This window comes from Amycolatopsis roodepoortensis (assembly GCF_014873915.1).
GTDB classification, from domain to species: domain Bacteria; phylum Actinomycetota; class Actinomycetes; order Mycobacteriales; family Pseudonocardiaceae; genus Amycolatopsis; species Amycolatopsis roodepoortensis.
The window spans coordinates 2,312,866-2,331,839 of sequence record NZ_JADBEJ010000005.1 but is presented as its reverse complement, the minus strand read 5'-3'; the positions used below and the strand labels follow the sequence as shown (position 1 = coordinate 2,331,839).

The 18,974-nt window shown below is 68.7% G+C and carries 17 protein-coding genes; 9 read left to right on the top strand and 8 right to left on the bottom strand.

Going from position 1 to position 18,974, the window contains the following annotated elements; translation table 11 throughout:
• Window positions 1–85 precede the first annotated feature (85 nt).
• The 4 genes from H4W30_RS30345 (at window position 86) to H4W30_RS30330 (ending at window position 6,444) form a co-directional block, all read left to right on the top strand.
• Entirely contained in the window at window positions 86–5,059 is a 4,974-nt protein-coding gene (locus H4W30_RS30345) for an NAD-glutamate dehydrogenase (protein WP_192745914.1), read from the top strand.
• Window positions 5,059–5,478 carry an acyl-CoA thioesterase gene (locus H4W30_RS30340; protein WP_034313873.1) on the top strand — a complete coding sequence of 140 codons (420 nt, stop codon included), beginning with the start codon at window positions 5,059–5,061 and terminating at the stop codon, window positions 5,476–5,478. The genes H4W30_RS30345 and H4W30_RS30340 overlap by 1 nt, the downstream gene beginning before the upstream one ends.
• Window positions 5,471–6,106, top strand: coding sequence for a hypothetical protein (locus tag H4W30_RS30335; protein ID WP_192745913.1), 636 nt, complete (start codon window positions 5,471–5,473; stop codon window positions 6,104–6,106). Before H4W30_RS30340 ends, H4W30_RS30335 begins: the two co-directional genes overlap by 8 nt.
• Window positions 6,107–6,168: 62 nt before the next feature.
• Window positions 6,169–6,444, top strand: coding sequence for a hypothetical protein (locus H4W30_RS30330; protein ID WP_034313878.1), 276 nt, complete (start codon window positions 6,169–6,171; stop codon window positions 6,442–6,444).
• On the opposite strand, the gene H4W30_RS30325 is transcribed toward H4W30_RS30330, so the two are convergent.
• Window positions 6,441–7,082: a DUF305 domain-containing protein gene (locus H4W30_RS30325; protein WP_192745912.1), complete on the bottom strand. Its 642-nt coding sequence runs from the start codon at window positions 7,080–7,082 to the stop codon at window positions 6,441–6,443. The genes H4W30_RS30330 and H4W30_RS30325 overlap by 4 nt on opposite strands.
• A gap of 87 nt (window positions 7,083–7,169) precedes the next feature.
• Between H4W30_RS30325 and H4W30_RS30320 the strand changes: the two genes are divergently transcribed.
• On the top strand, window positions 7,170–8,630 hold the full coding sequence (locus H4W30_RS30320; RefSeq protein WP_192745911.1) for an LVIVD repeat-containing protein: 1,461 nt from the start codon (window positions 7,170–7,172) through the stop codon (window positions 8,628–8,630).
• 21 nt (window positions 8,631–8,651) lie between these two features.
• On the opposite strand, the gene H4W30_RS30315 is transcribed toward H4W30_RS30320, so the two are convergent.
• The 3 genes from H4W30_RS30315 to H4W30_RS30305 are packed head-to-tail and all read right to left on the bottom strand — an operon-like array spanning window position 8,652 to window position 11,601.
• Entirely contained in the window at window positions 8,652–10,205 is a 1,554-nt protein-coding gene (locus H4W30_RS30315; RefSeq protein WP_192745910.1) for a glycoside hydrolase family 13 protein, read from the bottom strand.
• The gene (locus H4W30_RS30310; protein ID WP_125676391.1) at window positions 10,205–10,600 is read right to left on the bottom strand and encodes a globin; all 396 of its coding nucleotides are present in this window, start codon (window positions 10,598–10,600) and stop codon (window positions 10,205–10,207) included. Before H4W30_RS30310 ends, H4W30_RS30315 begins: the two co-directional genes overlap by 1 nt.
• Window positions 10,601–10,620: 20 nt before the next feature.
• Complete coding sequence (locus H4W30_RS30305; protein ID WP_192745909.1) at window positions 10,621–11,601, bottom strand: mechanosensitive ion channel family protein; 981 nt, start codon at window positions 11,599–11,601, stop codon at window positions 10,621–10,623.
• Between the two features lie 419 nt (window positions 11,602–12,020).
• Between H4W30_RS30305 and H4W30_RS30300 the strand changes: the two genes are divergently transcribed.
• Complete coding sequence (locus H4W30_RS30300) at window positions 12,021–12,515, top strand: HNH endonuclease (RefSeq protein WP_007034711.1); 495 nt, start codon at window positions 12,021–12,023, stop codon at window positions 12,513–12,515.
• 117 nt (window positions 12,516–12,632) lie between these two features.
• Here the strand turns inward: H4W30_RS30300 and H4W30_RS30295 are convergent, their stop codons facing one another.
• Window positions 12,633–12,986 (bottom strand): hypothetical protein, encoded by a 354-nt coding sequence (locus tag H4W30_RS30295; protein ID WP_192745908.1) that lies wholly within the window; start codon window positions 12,984–12,986, stop codon window positions 12,633–12,635.
• A gap of 291 nt (window positions 12,987–13,277) precedes the next feature.
• Here H4W30_RS30295 and ctaJ point away from each other — a divergent pair, with 291 nt between their 5' ends.
• The gene (gene ctaJ / locus H4W30_RS30290; protein WP_034313897.1) at window positions 13,278–13,535 is read left to right on the top strand and encodes an aa3-type cytochrome oxidase subunit CtaJ; all 258 of its coding nucleotides are present in this window, start codon (window positions 13,278–13,280) and stop codon (window positions 13,533–13,535) included.
• Entirely contained in the window at window positions 13,522–14,004 is a 483-nt protein-coding gene (locus H4W30_RS30285) for a DUF5130 family protein (protein ID WP_192745907.1), read from the top strand. Before ctaJ ends, H4W30_RS30285 begins: the two co-directional genes overlap by 14 nt.
• A 70-nt stretch (window positions 14,005–14,074) precedes the next feature.
• On the opposite strand, the gene pepN is transcribed toward H4W30_RS30285, so the two are convergent.
• Window positions 14,075–16,648 carry an aminopeptidase N gene (pepN, locus tag H4W30_RS30280; RefSeq protein ID WP_192745906.1) on the bottom strand — a complete coding sequence of 858 codons (2,574 nt, stop codon included), beginning with the start codon at window positions 16,646–16,648 and terminating at the stop codon, window positions 14,075–14,077.
• Window positions 16,649–16,817: 169 nt separating this feature from the next.
• Between pepN and H4W30_RS30275 the strand changes: the two genes are divergently transcribed.
• Window positions 16,818–17,438, top strand: a complete 621-nt coding sequence (locus tag H4W30_RS30275; protein ID WP_192745905.1) for a mycothiol-dependent nitroreductase Rv2466c family protein — start codon at window positions 16,818–16,820, stop codon at window positions 17,436–17,438.
• Here the strand turns inward: H4W30_RS30275 and H4W30_RS30270 are convergent.
• Both H4W30_RS30270 and H4W30_RS30265 read right to left on the bottom strand, forming a co-directional pair.
• Window positions 17,435–18,238, bottom strand: coding sequence for an MBL fold metallo-hydrolase (locus tag H4W30_RS30270; RefSeq protein ID WP_192745904.1), 804 nt, complete (start codon window positions 18,236–18,238; stop codon window positions 17,435–17,437). The genes H4W30_RS30275 and H4W30_RS30270 overlap by 4 nt on opposite strands.
• Window positions 18,235–18,954, bottom strand: a complete 720-nt coding sequence (locus tag H4W30_RS30265) for a 2-phosphosulfolactate phosphatase (RefSeq protein ID WP_318780693.1) — start codon at window positions 18,952–18,954, stop codon at window positions 18,235–18,237. The genes H4W30_RS30270 and H4W30_RS30265 overlap by 4 nt, the downstream gene beginning before the upstream one ends.
• Window positions 18,955–18,974: the final 20 nt, after the last annotated feature.

Genomic DNA, 18,974 nt, shown 5'->3' with positions numbered 1-18,974 from the left:
GTCCGGAGCTGTAGGTTGGGTCTGGTCCGGTACAGAGTCGTGCCGGTCGCGGTGTCAATCTCGCTACAGTGGAGAGTTGCCTCAAATGAGCTCGACGGGAGTCTCGTCCCCGCCCGGAAAAGATGTCGGCACCGAGGATGGCGCCCGGCGCCGGTCGGCGAACCCGGAGCAGATCCGGGACGACCTGATCGACGCCGCCGCGGCGTACGCCCCGGAGATCGGCGACTTGATCCGCCTGTACTACCGGCACATCCCGGCCGAAGAGATTCTCGGTGACGACCCGGTCGACCTCGTCGGCGCCGTCCGCTCGCATCTGCAGCTCGCGAAGGACCGGATGCCCGGCCGTCCCGCGGTGCGGTTGCTGAACCCGACGGGCCCCGAAGACGGCTGGACGCGTGAGGCCACCGTCGTGCAGGTCGTCACGGACGACATGCCGTACCTGGTGGATTCCGTCGCGGCCGAGTTCGCGCGCGACGGGGTGCAGGTGCAGCGCATCGTGCACCCGATCGTGGTGGTGAGCCGGGATCTGACCGGTGAGCTGCTGGAGGTCCACCCGGACGCCGACCCGGCGGAGCCGCCGGCGAATTCGGCGGCCGAGTCGTGGATGTACATCGAGATCGATCTGGTGACGGATCCGAACCGCGCCCGCGAGCTGGACAACCGGCTGTCGTCGGTGCTGGGTGACGTCCGCGAGGTCGTCGAGGACACCGACAAGATGGCGGAGACCGCGCGCCGGCTCGCCGACGAGCTCGACGAGAACCCGCCGCGCCTGCCCGGCCACGAGGTCGCGGAGGGTGCCCGGCTGCTGCGCTGGCTCGCCGACGGACACTTCACCTTCCTCGGGTACCGCCGTTACGAGCTGATCGACAACCCGCACCCGGACAACGACGAGCCCGCCCTGCGCGCGGTGCTCGCCACCGGGCTGGGCGTGCTGCGCCAGGACAGCCTGGCCGCGCGCAGCCTCACCGCCGGTCCGGACACGGCGGCGTCCGCGCTCGCGCCGACGCTGCTGGTGCTGACCCAGGCGAGCGCGCCGTCCACGGTGCACCGCCCGGTGTATCCCTACTACGTCGGCGTGAAAACGTTCGACGGCAACGGGAACGTCACCGGTGAGCACCGATTCCTCGGCATGTTCACCACCACCGCGCTGCACGAGAACGTGCTGGACATCCCGGTGGTCTGCAACCGGGTCCGCGAGGTCATCCACCGCGCGGGCTTCCCGATGGAGTCCTTCTCCGGCCAGCGGATGCTCGAAGTGCTGCAGAACTGGCCGCGCGCGGACCTGTTCTCGGCCGACACCGACTCCCTCTACTCGACGACGACGGGCGCGATCACGCTTTCGGATCGCAGACGCCTGCGCCTGTTCCTGCGCCGTGACCCGTACGGCCGTTTCTACTCGTGCCTCGTGTACCTCCCGCGTGACCGCTACACGACCCGTTCGCGGCTCGCCATGCAGGAGGTCCTGCTCGAAGAACTCGAAGGCACGCAACTGGAGTACAGCGCGCGTATCGGCGAGACCGTGCTCGCGCAGGTGCACTTCATCGTGCACACCGATCCGTCGCAGCGGTCCGAGCCGGACACCCTGCGCATCCAGGAACGGCTCAACGAAGCCGTTCGCAGCTGGGACGACCGGATGGTCGAGGCGATCCTCGCCGAACGCCGCGGGCGCGCCGGGGACGGCGGCGCCCCGATCGGCCTGATGGGTGAGGAGTCCGCCGGTGAACAGGGGCAGCGGTTCGCCGCGGTGTTCCCCGAGGGCTACAAGGAGGACTTCACCGCGCTCGAAGCGCTCGCGGACCTCCGGGCCCTGGAGTCGCTGACCGACGAGGGCGACCTGTCGATGTCCTTCTACCTGCCCGCCGACGCGGAGGCGGGGGAGCGGCGCTTCAAGCTGTACCTGCGCGGCGAGGGCGTCACCCTCTCCCAGGTGCTCCCGGTCCTGCAGCGGATGGGCGTCGAGGTCGTCGACGAACGGCCGTACGAACTGCGCCGCGAGGACGGCGGCCGGTCGTGGATCTACGACTTCGGCCTGCTGATCGACCCGGCCGTCCTCGACCACGCCGACCACGACCTCCGCACCCGCTTCCAGGACGCCTTCCACGCCGCCTGGCGCGGCGACTGCGAGGTCGACGGCTTCAACGGCCTCGTCCTGCGCGCCGGGCTCACCTGGCGCCAGGCGGCCATCCTGCGGGCCTACTCGCGGTACCTGCGCCAGACGAAGATCCCGTTCTCGCAGGAGTACATCGAGAACACCGTCCTCGCGCACACCGACATCGCCACCGCGCTGGTGCGGCTGTTCGAGACGCGCTTCGACCTCGCGCTCGGCGACGAGGCCCGCGCGTCGCAGGCCGAGCAGCTCACCGCCGAGATCGACAGGCTGGTCGACGAGGTGACGAGCCTCGACGAGGACCGGATCCTGCGGCGGCTGATGTCGGTCATCCTCGCCACGCTGCGCACGAACTACCACGTCACGGACGAGGACGGGAACTCCCGCCAGTACCTGGCGCTCAAGCTCGACCCGAGCGCGGTGCCCGAACTGCCCGAGCCGCGGCCGAAGTACGAGATCTTCGTGTACTCGCCCCGGATCGAGGGTGTGCACCTGCGTTTCGGCGACGTCGCGCGCGGTGGCCTGCGGTGGTCCGACCGCCGGGAGGACTTCCGCACGGAGATCCTCGGCCTGGTCAAGGCACAGGCGGTCAAGAACGCGGTCATCGTGCCAGTCGGCGCGAAGGGCGGCTTCGTCGTGAAGCGCCCGCCGGCGGCCACCGGTGACCCGGGCCTCGACCGTGACGCCCAGCTGAACGAGGGCATCGCCTGCTACCGGATGTTCATCTCCGGCCTGCTGGACGTGACCGACAACCGCGTCGAGGGCAAGACCGTCCCGGCGCCGCGGGTGGTCCGCCACGACGGCGACGACAGCTACCTCGTGGTCGCGGCGGACAAGGGGACCGCGAAGTTCTCCGACATCGCGAACGAGGTCTCGGCGAACTACGGGTTCTGGCTCGGCGACGCCTTCGCGTCCGGTGGCTCGGTCGGCTACGACCACAAGGCCATGGGCATCACCGCGAAGGGTGCTTGGGAGAGCGTCAAGCGCAACTTCCGCGAGCTGGGCAAGGACACCCAGACCGAGGACTTCACCGTCGTCGGCATCGGCGACATGATGGGTGACGTCTTCGGCAACGGCATGCTGCTCTCGGAGCACATCCGGCTCGTGGCCGCCTTCAACCACATGCACATCTTCCTCGACCCGAACCCGGATTCGGCGACCTCGTTCGCCGAGCGGCGCAGGCTGTTCGACCTGCCGCGCTCGTCGTGGGAGGACTACGACCGCTCGCTGATCAGCGAGGGCGGCGGGGTCTACTCGCGGTCGGCGAAGACGATCCCGATCAGCCCGCAGGTCCGCGAGGCGCTCGGCCTCGGCGAGGACGTCACGAAGCTGGCGCCGAACGACCTGATGCAGGCGATCCTGCTGGCGCCGGTCGAGCTGCTGTGGAACGGCGGTATCGGCACCTACGTCAAGGCCGAGAACGAATCCCACGCGGACGCGGGCGACAAGGCGAACGACGCCCTGCGCGTCAACGGGAACCAGCTCCGCGTCAAGGTCGTCGGCGAGGGCGGGAACCTGGGCCTGACCCAGCTCGGCCGGATCGAGTTCGCCCGCGCGGGCGGCAAGATCAACACCGACGCGCTCGACAACTCCGCGGGCGTCGACTGCTCCGACCACGAGGTCAACATCAAGATCCTGCTGGACCACCTGGTCTCGACCGGATCGCTGGACGCCGAGCAGCGCAACGAACTGCTGGAGCAGATGACCGACGAGGTCGGCGAGCTGGTGCTGGCCGACAACTACCGGCAGAACGCCGTGCTCGGCGTCAGCCGGGCGCACGCCGGCCCGATGGTCTCGGTGCACCAGCGGCTCGTCGCGGCCCTGGTCGCGAAGGGCGCTTTCGACCGCAAGCTCGAAGCGCTGCCGAGTTCGGCGGAGTTCCGCGCGCTGGAGAAGGCGGGCGAAGGCCTCACCTCGCCGGAGCTGGCGACGCTGCTCGCGCACGTCAAGCTCGACCTGAAGGACGAGCTGCTGGCGAGCGAGCTGCCGGACTCCGAGGTGTTCTCGCGTCGTCTGCCCGAGTACTTCCCGAAGCCGCTTCGGGAGCGCTTCGGCGACGCGATCTTCCAGCACCCGCTGAAGCGCGAGATCATCACGACGATGGTGGCCAACGAGGTCGTCGACGGCGCCGGGATCTCGTACGTCTTCCGCCTGATGGAGGAGATGAACGCGACCGCGACCGACGCCGTCCGCGCGTACGCCGTGGTCACCCACGTGTACGACCTGCCGTCGCTGTGGGCCCAGATCGACGCGCTGGACAACGTCGTGCCGACCGAGGTCGCGGACGAGATGATGCTGGAGACCCGCAGGCTGCTCGACCGGGCCGCCCGCTGGTTCCTCACCAACCGGCCGCAGCCGCTGGCCCCGCTCGCCGAGATCAACCGGTTCGGCCGTGTGGTCGGCGAGCTGGCCCCGCGGGCGCACGAGCTGCTTCGCGGTGTCGAGTGCGCTTCGGTGGACGCGAACACCGAGCGGCTGATCGAGAAGGGTGTCCCGGCGGAACTCGCCGGACGGGTGGCGCTGCTGCTGCACACCTACGGCCTGCTCGACGTCACCGACGTCGCGGAGCTGGCCGAGCAGCAGGTGGGGATCGACGCGGTGCACACCCCGGCGGAGACCGCGGGCCTGTACTACGCGCTGTCCGACCACCTCGGCATCGACAAGATGCTGACGTCGATCAGCGGTCTCGAACGCGGCAACCGCTGGCACGCGCTCGCGCGGCTGGCGCTGCGGGACGACGTCTACGGTTCCTTGCGGACGATCACGCTGGACGCCTTGCGGCACAGCGATTCGGGTACCGACCCGGACGAGAAGATCGCCCACTGGGAGAAGACGAACGCCTCACGGTTGCAGCGGGCCCGCGTCGCACTGGACGAGATCAGCCAGTCCGGCAAGCTCGACCTGGCGACGCTGTCGGTGGCGGCGAGGCAGATCCGGAGCACGGTGAGGTAGTGAGCTACATTTCCCTGATCCGGCCGCGCTGGTCGGATATGGACGTCTACGGGCACGTCAACCACGCGAATCTGGTGACCCTGCTCGAAGAGGCACGGATCCCCCTGCTGTTCGGGGACGCCGTCCGCGCGGGGCTCACCGAACTGCCCAAGGGCATCGTGGTGGTGAAGCTGGCCGTCCATTACCGTTCGCCGATCGTGGTGTCCGATCAGGACATCCGGGTGGAGATCTCGTTGAAGGACTTGAAGCACGCCAGCTTCACCCTCGGTTACCGGGTGCACGACGGCCCGGCCGAGGCCGACAAGGTCGCGGTCACCGCGGAGACGGTGCTCGCACCGTTCGACACCGCGTCGGAGCGGCCCCGGCGGCTGACCGAGGACGAACGCGCCTTCCTGGAGAAGGGGTTCGCGGATGCCTGAGCTCGTCATCCCGGACGCGGGCGACCGCGAAACGCTCGGCGCGTTCGTGGCCAGGGCGGTCCGGCTCGACCAGAACACGCTGGTGCGGTTGCGCCAGCGCGGTGACGGCGTCGTCGAGGCGTGGTGCGCGACGCCGTTCGAGGTCCTCGCGACCAGGGCCGTGGCCGGTGACATCACGCCGTCGGACATCACGGTGTCCGGCAACGAGCTGCTCGCAGCGCTGACCGTGGCCGGCGGCGAGCGGATGGATCCGGGCCCGGCCCGCGACCTGATGTGGCACTCCGAGCTGCCCGCTCCCGGCCGCTGGCAGCTGGTGGACGAGCTGCCGGCGACGGTGATCTCCGAGCTGGCCGATCGCGGCGTCACACTGGCCCGCGACAACGTCGGCCCGCACGGCAACCCGCCCGCGTCGCTGATGGACCAGGCGGTGCTCACCGTTTCGGGCAACGAGCTGGAGATCAAGGTCCAGATGCGGTGCCTGTTCGCGCTGTCGGGGATGGGGTTCGTGGACTCGTCGATCGACGGCGACGTCGTCCGCGTCACCGCCACGGATTCGTGGATGCGCATCGACGCGCGGTACGGCGCGGTCCTCAAACGCCGTCACGCGCTCCTGCCGCTGTTGTTCTGACAGGTTCCTTACGCTTCGCGCCGCGGGTGGCTTAAGGCCGCCCGCGGTGTCAGGCTGTCTCCATGAGCGACAAGGACGGGGAAGACCCGACGGCGGATTTCCTCGCCGAGGTCCGGCCGGAGGAGACCCCGTGGCGGACCGAGCGCCCGCCGGGTGAGGAGGCGCCGGAACGCGCCGAACGCCCGGAGAAATGGGGCCGCGCCAAATCCGCGGGACGGGCCGCGGCGAAGGCGGCGCCCTACGTCCAGGCCGCCGCGCTGGCGACCTGGATCGTCTCGGGCACCCTCGACGACTCGGACGACTCCGGGTTCGGCGATATGGGCTCCGGCGAGGCCTAGAGCTTTCCGCGCATGGTCTTCATCCGCTCGATCTCGGCGGACTGGCCGGTGATGACCTCCTGCGCCATCTCCTGTGCCTTGATCTCCACACCCTTGCCGAGCTGGGCTTCGGCCATCGTCAGCGCGCCCTGATGGTGCGCGATCATCAGGTCGAGGAACAGCTTTTCGAACGCCACCCCGTTCGCCGCGCGCAGATCCGCCAGCTGGGCCTCGGTCGCCATGCCCGGCATGAGCGCGTGATCGTGCCCGCCACCGTGACCCGCGTGTCCGTCGCCGGGCACCGGCTTGCCACGGTCGCTCAGCCACGTCTTCATCATCGTGACCTCGCCGTCCTGCGCGACCGAGATCCGCCCGGCGATCGCCCGGATCTGCTCGTTCGCCGTCTTGCCCGGCACCAGGTCGGTCATCACCTTCGCCTGCTGGTGATGGGGGATCATCATCGTCATGTACTCGACGTCGGCCTCGTTGGGCTGATCGCGGTTCACCGGGGCGGGGGAACCGGTGCCGGCCTGCTCGCCGGGCTTCCCGGGCTGGATCACCGGAGCACTTTGGGCCGGTTGCGCCGGGGTTTCGCCGCCGGTGCAGCCCGAGACTACGAAAGCAGCGGCGACCAGTGCCGATGTCAAACTTTTTCTCATCCCGGGAGTTCCTCCGTTGGTCGGTATCTGTTGAGCCTAAATAAGGAATAAGGTGCGCGTAAAGCTGGGTGGAAGGAGAGCCATATCGTGCTGCAGCCTGGGCTGAAACGCCGCTTGACCAGGGTCTTCGTGTCGGCGGCCGCAGTCGCCGCCCTCGGGGCCTCCAGCGCGCTCGCCGCGCCGGCCGTCATCGCCGAACCGTCGGCGACCGCGATTCCCGGCGTGGACGAGATCGTCCACAGCCCCAACCTCCGGTCGATCGCGAACGTCCCGCAGCAGGGACCGTTCACCAAGGACTCGACCGGCACCGACATCGCGTTCACCAAGGGACACGCGATCGTCGGCACCTACGACGGGTTCAACGTCTTCGACGTCCGCAACCCGTACCGCCCGAAGATCGTCAGCCAGGTCCTGTGCCCCGGCGGGCAGAACGACGTGTCGGTCTCCGGTGACCTGCTCTTCCTGTCGACCGATTCGTCGCGCAGCGACAACTCGTGCACCAGTGTCTCGAAGCCCGCCTCGGACAAGACGTCATGGGAGGGCATCAAGATCTTCGACATCTCGAACCTCGCGGCGCCCAAGTACGTCGCGGCGATCGAGACGGACTGCGGTTCGCACACCAACACCCTGGTGCCGGACAAGCGCGGCAAGGACGTCTACATCTACGTCTCGTCGTACGCGCCGGCGGCCAACCTGCCCGACTGCCAGCCGCCGCACGACAAGCTGTCGATCATCAAGGTCCCCGTGAAGGACCCGGCGAAGGCTTCGCTCGTCGCGACGCCGGTGATGTTCCCAGCCGCCGACGGCGGCGGAAACCCCGGCGGTCCCAACCCCGACGGCACCCGCCGGTCGGAGACCACCGGCTGCCACGACCTGACGGCGCTGCCGGAGAAGGATCTGATGGCCGGTGCCTGCATGGGTGACGGCGTCCTGATCGACATCTCCGACCCGATCAAGCCGCGGGTCATCAACCGCGTGCAGGACAACGTGAACTTCGCGTTCTGGCACAGCGCCACCTTCAACAACGACGCCACCAAGGTCGTCTTCACCGACGAGCTCGGCGGCGGCGGGATGGCGACCTGCCTGGAGAAGTTCGGCCCGACTCGCGGCGCCAACGGCATCTACCAGATCACCGGCCGCGGCGACGACCGCAAGCTGGAGTTCGTCAGCTACTACAAGATCCCGCGTCTGCAGTCCGAGACCGAGAACTGCGTGGCGCACAACGGTTCGCTGATCCCAGTGCCGGGCAAGGACATCATGGTCCAGTCCTGGTACCAGGGCGGCATCTCGGTGTGGGACTTCACCGACGCGAAGAACCCGAAGGAGATCGCGTTCTGGGAGCGTGGCCCGCTCTCGAACGAGAAGCTCGTCGGCGGTGGCACGTGGTCCGCGTACTGGTACAACGGCCACATCTACTCGTCCGACATCGTGAAGGGCCTGGACGTCCTGGACCTCAACGACTGGCGGACCTTCCCGGCGAAGCTCGTCCGGCAGAACGAGTTCAACGCCCAGACGCAGTACAAGCTGCACCCGGGCTTCAACAAGTAGTCCGCTAAGCGGCCGCCTGGCTCAGACGAGCCAGGCGGCCGCGTCCGGCGGCAGTTTCCCGTTCACCAGCGGAACGCTCGACAGCAGCACCTCGCCGGGCGGCAGCGCGATCGGGCTCGCCGACGTGTTCAACGCGCACACCAGCCCGCCGCCCCGTCGCCGGAACGCGAAACACCCCGCGGGCGCGCCGTACCATTCGAGGTCGTCGCCGCGGAAGGCCTTGTGCGACTTACGGATTTCGATCGCCCGCCGGTACAGCGACAACGTCGACGCCGGATCCTCCAGCTGAGCTTCCACGGTCACCGAAGCCCACGAAGCGGGCATCGGCAGCCACGTGCGCGGATTGCGCGAGAACCCGAACGGCGGCAGGTCGCCTTCCCACGGCAGCGGCACCCGTGACGCGTCCCGGCCGAACTCGGCGCCGGAGGTCTTGGCCCGCGGGTCCGCGACCGCGTCGGGCGGGATGTCGACGTTGCCGAGCCCGAGTTCCTCGCCGTTGTACAGATAGACCGCCCCGGGCAGCGCGAGCTCGACGAGCGCCATCGCCCGCGCGCGCCGGACGCCGCGTTCACCGTCGCCGTACCGGCTGACCTGCCGCCAGACGTCGTGGTTGCTCAACGTCCAGGTGGCGGGGGCACCGGCGGATTTCGGCACCGCCAGCGACCGCTCGATGGCCGTCCGCAGCGCGTCCGCGTCGAAATGCGTGAGCACGAGCCGGAAGTTGAACGCCAGATGCAGCTCGTCCGGCCGTAGATAACGCGCGAGCCGTTCCTCGTCGGTCACCCAGATCTCGCCGACGGCCATGGTGCCCGGGTACTCGTCGAGCACCTTGCGGATCATCTGGTGGATCTCGTGGACGCGGTCGTTGTCGAACCGCGGATCGTAGAACTCGCTCGGCCCGAGCGGGTTCACCCGCGGGTCCATGTCCGGCAGGCCCGGCGGTTTCGCCATCCCGTGCGCGACGTCGACGCGGAAACCGTCCACGCCGTGGTCCAGCCAGAAGCGCAGGGTCCGCTCCAGATCGGCGGCGACCTCGTGGTTGGTCCAGTTCAGGTCCGGCTGCTGCGGCGAGAACAGGTGCAGGTACCACTGGCCGTCCGGGACCCGCGTCCACGCCGGGCCGCCGAACGCGCTGACCCAGTTGTTCGGCGGCTGGTCGCCGCGCGGGCCGAGCCCGTCACGGAAGATGTAGCGATCCCGTTCCGGGCTGCCCGGCGGCGCGGCCATCGCCGATTTGAACCAGGCGTGGGTGTTGCTGGTGTGGTTGGGGACGACGTCGACGGTGACCTTGATACCGCGTTTGTGCGCCTCGGTCAGCAGGACGTCGAAATCGCCGAGGGTGCCGAACATCGGGTCGACGTCGCGCGGGTCGGCGATGTCGTAGCCGTGGTCGGCCATGGGGGAGCGGTAGAACGGCGTCAGCCACAGCGCGTCGACCCCGAGCAGCTCCAGGTACCCGAGCTTGCCGCGGATGCCTTCGAGGTCACCGACGCCGTCCCCGTCCGAATCGGCGAACGAGCGTACGTAGACCTGGTAGAAGACCGCCTGGGCCCACCAGGCCACGTCGCGTTCCATCACACGAAGCTGTTCATCATGCTGTTGGCGGCCATCTCCAGGTACGCCCACAGCTGGGAGCGGTAGGGCTCCTCGATGTTCTCCTCGTCGACCGCGATCTTGATGCAGCGCAGCCAGGCGTCACGTTCTATCGGGCCGATCTTGAACGGCGCGTGCCGCATCCGCAGCCTCGGGTGACCGCGCTGGTCCGAGTAGGTGTGCGGGCCGCCCCAGTACTGCATGAGGAACAGCCGGAAACGCTCCTCGGCCGGGCCGAGGTCCTCCTCCGGGTACAGCGGGCGAAGCACCTCGTCGACCGCCACTTCGGCGTAGAACCGCGCGACGATCCGAGTGAAGACCGGTTCACCGCCGATCGCTTCGTACAGGGTGGTGGGGTCAGGTTCGGTCACGGACACAGCTCCATTCTGCCCTTGTCCTACTGGACCGCGGGGCCGGACGACATAAAGCGCCCCAGAGGGGGCTCGAAGCCGGCTTCGTCGAGCGCGGCGAGCAGATGCGCACGCAGCGCGCGCTGCACGGCCCACTGCTTGCCCGGCCGGACCTTCACCGTCAGGCGGAGCTTGATGCTTTCGGGGGTGACGGTCTCCACGCCGAGCATCTCCGGCGGCTCCAGCACGTTCGGTGCGAGCCCTTCGCTCTCCAGGAGCGTCTTCGCCTTGTCGGCCATCAGCTCGGTGGCCTTCTCGACGTCGGCCGAGTAGCTGAGCGGGACGTCGACGACGGCCACCGCGAAGCCCTGGCTCGAGTTGCCGACCCGCAGCACCTCGCCGTTGCGGACGTACCAGACGGTGCCGTTGATGTCACGCAAGGTGGTGATCCGGAGGCCGACGGCCTCGACGGTGCCCGACGCCTCGCCGACGTCGACGACGTCACCGACGCCGTACTGGTCCTCGATCATCATGAACATGCCGGACAGGAAGTCCTTGACCAGGTTCTGCGCGCCGAATCCGAGCGCGACACCGACGATGCCGGCCGAAGCGATGATCGGCGCGAGGTCGATGCCCAGCTCGCCCAGCACCAGGATGAACGCGAGGCCGTAGATCAGGAACGTCGCCATCGACTTGAGCACCGAGCCGATGGTGGCGGCGCGTTGACGGCGCCGTTCCATCACCGCCGACCCGAGCACCTCGGGAGCCTTCTCCCGCAGCGGTCTCAACAGGGCGGGCAGCTTCGAGGAACCGCCGTTCGGCATCCGCGTCACGCGGTTGATCAGGCGTCGTACCAGGTACCGCAGCAGGAACGCCACGGCGACGATCATCAGGATCCTCAGCGGCTTCGTCAGCAGCCAGCCCGCCGACGCGGAGAGCCATTCGTTCTTTGTGACCTGGAACACCTGGTAGCACAGGCTGCCGGCCTCGCGCGTGCAGGCCGGGGGTTCGGTGGGCAGCAGGTTCACGGAGAGGAAATGTCCTTTCGTACTCGACGGGGACCGGTCACGCCGCTCGTCCCCGGCGGATGCGAATCAGCCAACATCATGTGGCCGCCGGGTCGCGTGCATGTGACACGTCCAGTAACACACGTGCACTTTGGGGCTGATCTGTGGTCGACTATGCCTGCACCGGTGGAGGTGGTCGAGTGCCAGACCGACAACCCATCCCCCTCGGCGTCCCGAGCCAAGCCGTGGCCGGACAGGCGCCGGAGGTCGTGTTGCGCGCACATCCGGGAGGTGCCCCCTCGCACGGGGCTCCACCGGGCGGGCCGGGAACGCGGCCAGGGGGTGTTGCCCGCCCGCCCGGACAGCGTAGAGGGCGGGACCCGTCGACTACGGCGGTACCCACCACGACATCAGCGTCGTCTTGGGGTCGCAGACGGGTATTGCTGTTGAACGCCACGTTCGAACCGTTGACGGCGCTGCCGTTGCGGCGCGCGGTGGTCCTCGTGATGTGCGGCAAGGCCGAGGTGGTGCACGGAGACCCGGCGGGGCTCGAACTGCACGCCGCCACGGTCTCGCTGCCCGTGCCCTCGGTGATCCGGCTGAGCACCTACGTGCGCGTGCCCTACCGCGCGCAGGTGCCGCTGACCCGGGCCGGGCTGATGCACCGCGACCGGTACCGCTGCGCCTACTGCGGAGGGCGGGCCGAGACGATCGACCACGTCGTCCCGCGCAGCCGTGGCGGACCCCACAGCTGGACGAACTGCGTGGCCTGTTGCGCCAAGTGCAACCACCGGAAGGCGGACAAGCTGCTTTCCGAGATCGGCTGGCGCCTGCGCGTCGTGCCGAGGGCCCCGCACGGGCCGCACTGGCGGCTGCTCGCGCATTCGAAGGAGGCCGACCCGTTGTGGCGGCCGTACCTGGGTACCGCGGCCTGATCGCATCCTGAACACGTCGGCGCCCCGGCTGCCTTTCGGCGGCCGGGGCGGGCCGATGATGCCGTGGTGGAGCTCGTTACGAGTACGCCGTCCCCTACAAACCGGTCGTGCTCGGACTCAGGCGGCGAGGGAGAAGTCGCTCTGGCAGGTGACGCGGGTGCCACGGGTGACCCGGGTTCCGCGGGTGACGCGCGTGCCGCACGTGACGCGGGTTCCGGCCGTCACGCGGGTGCCTCGGGTGACGCGCGTGCCACGGGTGACGCGGGTGCCGGCGGTGACACGGGTGCCTCGGGTGACGCGCGTTCCGCGGGTGACCCGGGTGCCGGCGGTGACCCGCGTACCGCGAGTGACACGAGTACCGCGCGTAACCCGTGTGCCCGCCGTCACACGCGTACCGGCGACGAATCCAATTTCGAAGAGTGACGAAATGTCGTCGATGATCGCCTGGCCGGGTGTCTGGGTGCTCTGCATGACATGTCCTCCTGCGACCGGTGCGTTACCTGCTGGGGTGGGGGAGCTGGGCGCAAGGCCCGTACAGGTGAAAAAGCTACGAGGATTTCAAGGCCGCGACAAGACGACAGCGCCGGGTGCGGCCGCCCGTACGTTGAGTTGCAACCTTTCGGCCTTGCGGGCTTCGCCCCAACGTGGGAGCGCTTTCGCGGCAAGCGGCGGACGGCCCCCTCCGGACGACGAGCGGTAGGTGTCCGCGCACACGCCCGTGCGAGCGGGTGCGGCCGCGAGCCATCGGATACGCTCACGCGCGTGAACCTTGTCGAGACGATCCTGGTCTTCGCGGTGATCCCCTTGGTCATCTACGCGCTGTGCGGGGTGGCCACGCTGCGGTCGAAGGGCGCGGGCGTCGCCCGGTACCGGCCGGGGCAGCCGTGGGAGTACCCGGCCATGTGGTGGAGCGCCAACCCCGACGGTGTCGGCGCCAGGCATTCGCACGCGGGCGGCGCGACCGCCGTCGGTGCGGCGGACGGAGCTTCGGTGACGGGAGGCGCTCGTGGCAACTGGTGAACTGACCCATTCGTCCACCGCTGTTGACGAAGAGCCCGGTTACGGCGCCGCCGTTACCTCCAGCGGCCGGATTTCCGCCGCCAAGATGTACGAACCGGCTGGTCCGATCAGCCCATTCACCACCCAGCAGCTTGCCCGGCTGGACGAGGCGCTGACGCTGGCCAGCCGCGAGACCGGGCTGGACTTCAGCGTGTACCTCGGCGACCTCGGCGAGGACACCCGCGCCACCGCCGAAGGCCTGCTGACCTCGACGGACAACCCGGCCGACGGTGTCGTCATCGCCGTGTCGCCCGGGCAGCGCGTGATCGAGATCGTGACGGGCTCGCAGGCCCGGCACCGCCTGCCCGACCGCGGCGCGAAGCTCGCCGTGGCCAGCATGGTCGCCTCCTTCAAGGAAGGCGACCTCATCGGCGGCCTCGTGAACGCCCTCCGCATGCTGAGCGACCAGGCTGGCGCTCCGCAGCACTGACGCTTTACGCCGTGAAGGCCTCCTTCCCTACCCTCAAGGTAGGCAAGGAGGCCTTCACGGCATTACGGGACTAGTTGCCGGCCTGCGAGTCGAACTCACGGGCGGCCAGCGCCCGCACGATCCCGGCTCGGCCCTCCGACACGAGACGGCGCAGCGCCGCCGGGTGCTCCCCGGCCAGCCACTCGTCCGACGCCTCCACCGTCGACGGCTCGACGGCCCACGACGGGTACAGCCCGACCACGGTCGGTTGCGCACGCTCACTGGAGCGCCGCTGCCACACCTCGTCGATGACCTCGAAGTAGCGCGTCACGTAGCCGCCGAGCAGGTGCTTCTGGCCCGGGTGGGAGAAGCCGGTGATGAGCGAGTCGCTGACCGCGTTGGGCAGCTCGTCGTCGTACACCGCCCGCTGCCACGCGTCGGCCTTCGCGTCCTCGGTCGGCCGCAGCGCCCGCGAGCGCTCCGCCTGACGCCGTCCGGCGGCGGTGTCGTCCTTGGCGAGTTCCGCGTCGATCTCGCGGTTCTCCGCCTTGCCGTGCGCGACCAGCGCGTGCAGCAGGCGCCAGCGCAGGTCGGTGTCGACGGTCAGGCCCTCCAGCGGCGCCGTGCCGTCGAGCCAGCTCGCGATGATCGCCAGCGTCTTGTCGTCGAGCACGCAGCCGGCGAGCGAGTTCACGAACGCCAGCTGGTGGTCCGAGCCGGCTTCGGCACCCTGCGCCAGCTCCAGCAGCCGCGCGGAGAACTCCGGCCAGCCCTTGTCCGCCGCCCACTCCGGCTTCGCGTACGAGTTCAGCGCCGTCTGCGCCTGCAGCAGCAGCCGCTGCACCACGCCGACCTCGGTCTCGGTGTGCACACCGCGCTGCACCAGGGTGACGAAGTCGCGTGCCTTGAGCTCGGCCTCGCGCGTCATCTCCCACGCCGCCGACCAGCACAGCGTGCGGGGCAGCGGATCGGTGATGTCGGCGATCCGGTCGATCAGCGTGGTCAGCGACGCCGGGTCGAGCCGCATCGTGCAGTAGGTCAGGTCGTCGTCGTTGACCAGCACGAGCTTGCCTGCCGGGAGACCGACCAGGGCCGGCACCTCGGTGCGCTCGCCGTCGACGTCGAGTTCGACGCGGTGCTTGCGGACGATCTTGCCGTTCTCGTCCTCGTCGTAGACGCCGACCGCGACGCGGTGCGTCCGCAGCTCACCGGCGCCCGGCTTGGCACCGGTCTGGGTGACGGCGAACGCGGTGTACGTGCCGTCGGAGCCGACCTCGTAGCGCGGGCTCAGCGAGTTGAGACCGGTGGTCTCCAGCCACTGCGCGCTCCACCACGACAGGTCGCGGCCCGAAGCCTCTTCCAGCGCGCCCAGCAGGTCCGCCAGGGTCGCGTTGCCCCAGGCGTGCTTGCCGAAGTACACCTTGAGGCCTTCGAGGAAGTGCTCCAGCCCGACGTAGGCGACGAGCTGCTTGAGCACGCTCGCGCCCTTGGCGTAGGTGATGCCGTCGAAGTTCACCTCGACCGCGTGCAGGTCGACGATGTCCGCGGCGATCGGGTGCGTCGAGGGCAGCTGGTCCTGCCGGTACGCCCACGACTTCTCGATGTTCGCGAAGCTGGTCCACGCGTTCTTGTACTCGGTGGCCTCGGCCTGTGCCAGCACGCTCGCGAAGGTCGCGAACGACTCGTTCAGCCACAGGTCGTCCCACCAGCGCATGGTGACCAGGTCGCCGAACCACATGTGCGCCATCTCGTGCAGCAGCGTCTCGGCGCGGCGCTCGTAGGCGTAGCGGGTGACGCGGCTCCGGAAGACGTAGTCCTCCAGGAAGGTGACCGCGCCGGCGTTCTCCATCGCGCCCGCGTTGAACTCCGGCACGAACAGCTGGTCGTACTTGGAGAACGGGTACGGGGTGGCGAACTTCTCGTGGTAGAAGGCGAAACCCTGCTTGGTCTCGGTGAACAGCTTGTCCGCGTCCATATGCTCGGCGAGCGAGGCGCGGCAGTAGATGCCCAGCGGGATCGTGCGGTGTTCGTCGGTGAATTCGTCGCGCCACTCGCTGTACGGGCCGGCGATCAGCGCGACCAGGTACGTCGAGATCCGCTCGGACACCTTGAACACGGTGCGGACGGCCCCTTCGGGGGTCTCCTCGGTGGATTCGACCAGCGCGTTCGAAATGACCTTCCAGTCCTTCGGCGCGACCACGGTGAGCCGGTAGACCGACTTGAGGTCGGGCTGGTCGAAGCAGGCGAACATGCGCTTCGCGTCCGCGGTCTCGAACTGCGTGTAGAGGTAGACGCCGTCGTCGACCGGGTCGACGAACCGGTGCAGGCCCTCGCCGGTGTTCATGTACCGGCAGACCGCGTCCACGACGAGCTCGTTCGATTCGGCGAGGCCGGGCAGCTCGACGCCCTTGTCCTCGACGTACCCGCTGACGTCGAGTTCCGTCCCGTTGAGGACGGCCGACTCGATCCCCTCGGCGACGATGTCGACCCACGACGCTTCGCCGCTTCTGGCGCTGGCGAACTTGATCGTCGTCTTCGACGTGAAGGTCTTCTCACCAGGACCGCCACGGCCGTCGGTCAGATCCAGCTCGATGTCGTAGGACTCGACGTCGAGCAGCTCCGCGCGCAGCTTGGCTTGGTCTCGGGTCAGGTTGGGGGCGGGCACTGGCACCTCTGGTCATCGGTATCGGTTTTGGTTTCCAACTACAGGCATCCAATCATGTCGGGGCCCGTGCTGACGACGGGAACAACGCCGACGGCCGCGATGTTGGCTCGCTGTGTAGCACCCTGTGTGTGTACCGGCCCGCCCAAGACGATGGCACTGGGAGAACCTGATGACCGCCCCGTCCGAGAAGACCAAGGTCGACTTCTACTTCGATCCGATCTGTCCCTTCGCGTGGATCAGCTCGCGCTGGATCCTCGAGGTGGAGAAACACCGCGACCTCGACCTGAGGTTCCGGATCATGAGCCTGTCCGAGCTCAACAGCGGCCGCGACGACCTGCCTGAGCAGTACAAGGAGCTGTTGGCGAGCGGCTGGGGCCCCGTCCGTGTCGCCACCGCGCTCGCGCAGAAGAACGGCGAGGAGGCCCTGCGCGACTTCTACACGGAGTTCGGCACGCGCCACCACAACCAGGGCGACAAGGACATCCCGAAGGTCATCAAGGAGACCCTCGAAGCCATCGGCGCGCCGGCGGAACTTGCCGACGCCGCGGAGTCGGCCGAGTACGACGAAGCGCTCAAAAAGAGTCACTACGAAGGTATGAATCCGGTCGGAATGGACGTCGGCACCCCGACCATCCACATCGACGGCGTCGCCTTCTTCGGCCCGGTGCTCAGCTCGATCCCGCGTGGCGAGGACGCCGTCAAGGTCTTCGACGGCGCCCGCGCGCTGGCGAGCTACCCGGACTTCTTCGAACTGAAGCGCACGCGGTCCGGTGAGCTGAACTTCGACTAAGGGGTCTCCAAGACCGCCTTGGTGACATCGGCGGGGTAGGGAGACCTCGCGACGGCTTCGTCCGTCGTGAGGTCTCCGGCCGCGATCCGGGTCTTGAACGCGACGAGTTCGCGCAACCCGTCACGGTGCTTCTCGATGAAGGCGGTGTCCACGGGGTCCCCGTGCCCGGCCACGATGATCTTCGGCTCCAGCGCGAGGATCGCGTCCATCACGCCGGACCATTCGGCCAGGAAACTGCCGTCGTTGAACGAGAACGCGCTGAAGCCGGCTTCGGCGTTCTCGACCGCGTCGCCCGCGTAGATCACGCCCGCGTCGGGCACGTGCACGAACAGATCGTGATCGGTGTGTGCCCGGCCGAGGAACCGCAGCACGACGGTGCGGCCACCGAGGTCGATCTCGGCGGTGTCGGTGACCGGCTTGTCCGGCAGGGTGATCTCGGTGCGCTCCAGCGCCTCCGCCATCTCCGGGCGGTTCTCGCCGAGGTAGTGCTGGATCCACTTGCGCCGCGCGCCGTCGCCGAAGGTGGTCAGCTCGGCGAGGCACGCTTCGTGCGCCCAGACGTCGCACGGCAGGAACGCCGTCGTGCCGAAGGCGTGGTCGAAATGCGCGTGGGTGTAGACGACCGACCACGGCAGCGGCGTGATCTCCCGGACCGCCGCGGCCAGTTCGGCGCCCTGGTCGACGTCACCGCGGACGTCGACGACCAGGCAGCGTTCACCGCCCACGACCAGGCCGACGGTCAGGTCCAGCTCCTCGTAACGGCGGGCGTACACGCCGTCCGCGAGTTCGAGCCAAGTCACGAATCCTCCAGAATTCCGTTGCGCAGCAACGGGACCGTGCTGCTTGTATCGAGTTCCGCGGCCAGCTTCACGTCGTTCGCGTGCCCGGCCTCGGCGAGTTCACGTCCTGAAGAACACTCGGTCAGCGCTTCGGCGATGTCGATCGCTTTCGCCGCCGTCGCCGCGAGACGGGCTTCGGCGGACAGGCGGCCGTAGCCGTCCAGCGCCGCGACGATCATCCCCGCCCCGAGCTGGTCCTCGACACACGGCCTCAGCGGTCCGAAGGTATTGGCTTCGGTGCGGATGCCGATGCCCCAGCGTTCCCCCGCCGGGATGACACCGATCGGTCGTCCGTCCGCGAGTTCCGCCGCGCGAGTGGCGATGGCGGTCGCGTTGCGCAGGCAGCCCGCCAGCACATGGGCACCGGTCGTGGCGGCGGTGTCGCACAGCGTGGCGCCATTGGGTGAGGGAAGCGCCAGAAGTGTTCCGGAAGGGATTTGCGTCACAGACGAAGGTCGCAACGTCCATTCGTTTTCACCCGCCAGGATGGCACCGCGCGCTTTCGCGGCCTCTTCGCCGCGATGATCGCGCCATCGGACGGGCAGGACCCGGCCGCCGTTGCCCAGTACGAGATCCGTTGTGGTGCAGAAGGAAAGCACATCGACGACGACGAGGACGGCGCAGTCCGCGCCCAAGGCCGCGACGCCCTCGCTTCCCCATTCGAGTCTGATGTCCACCCCCACAGCATGCTCGCCCC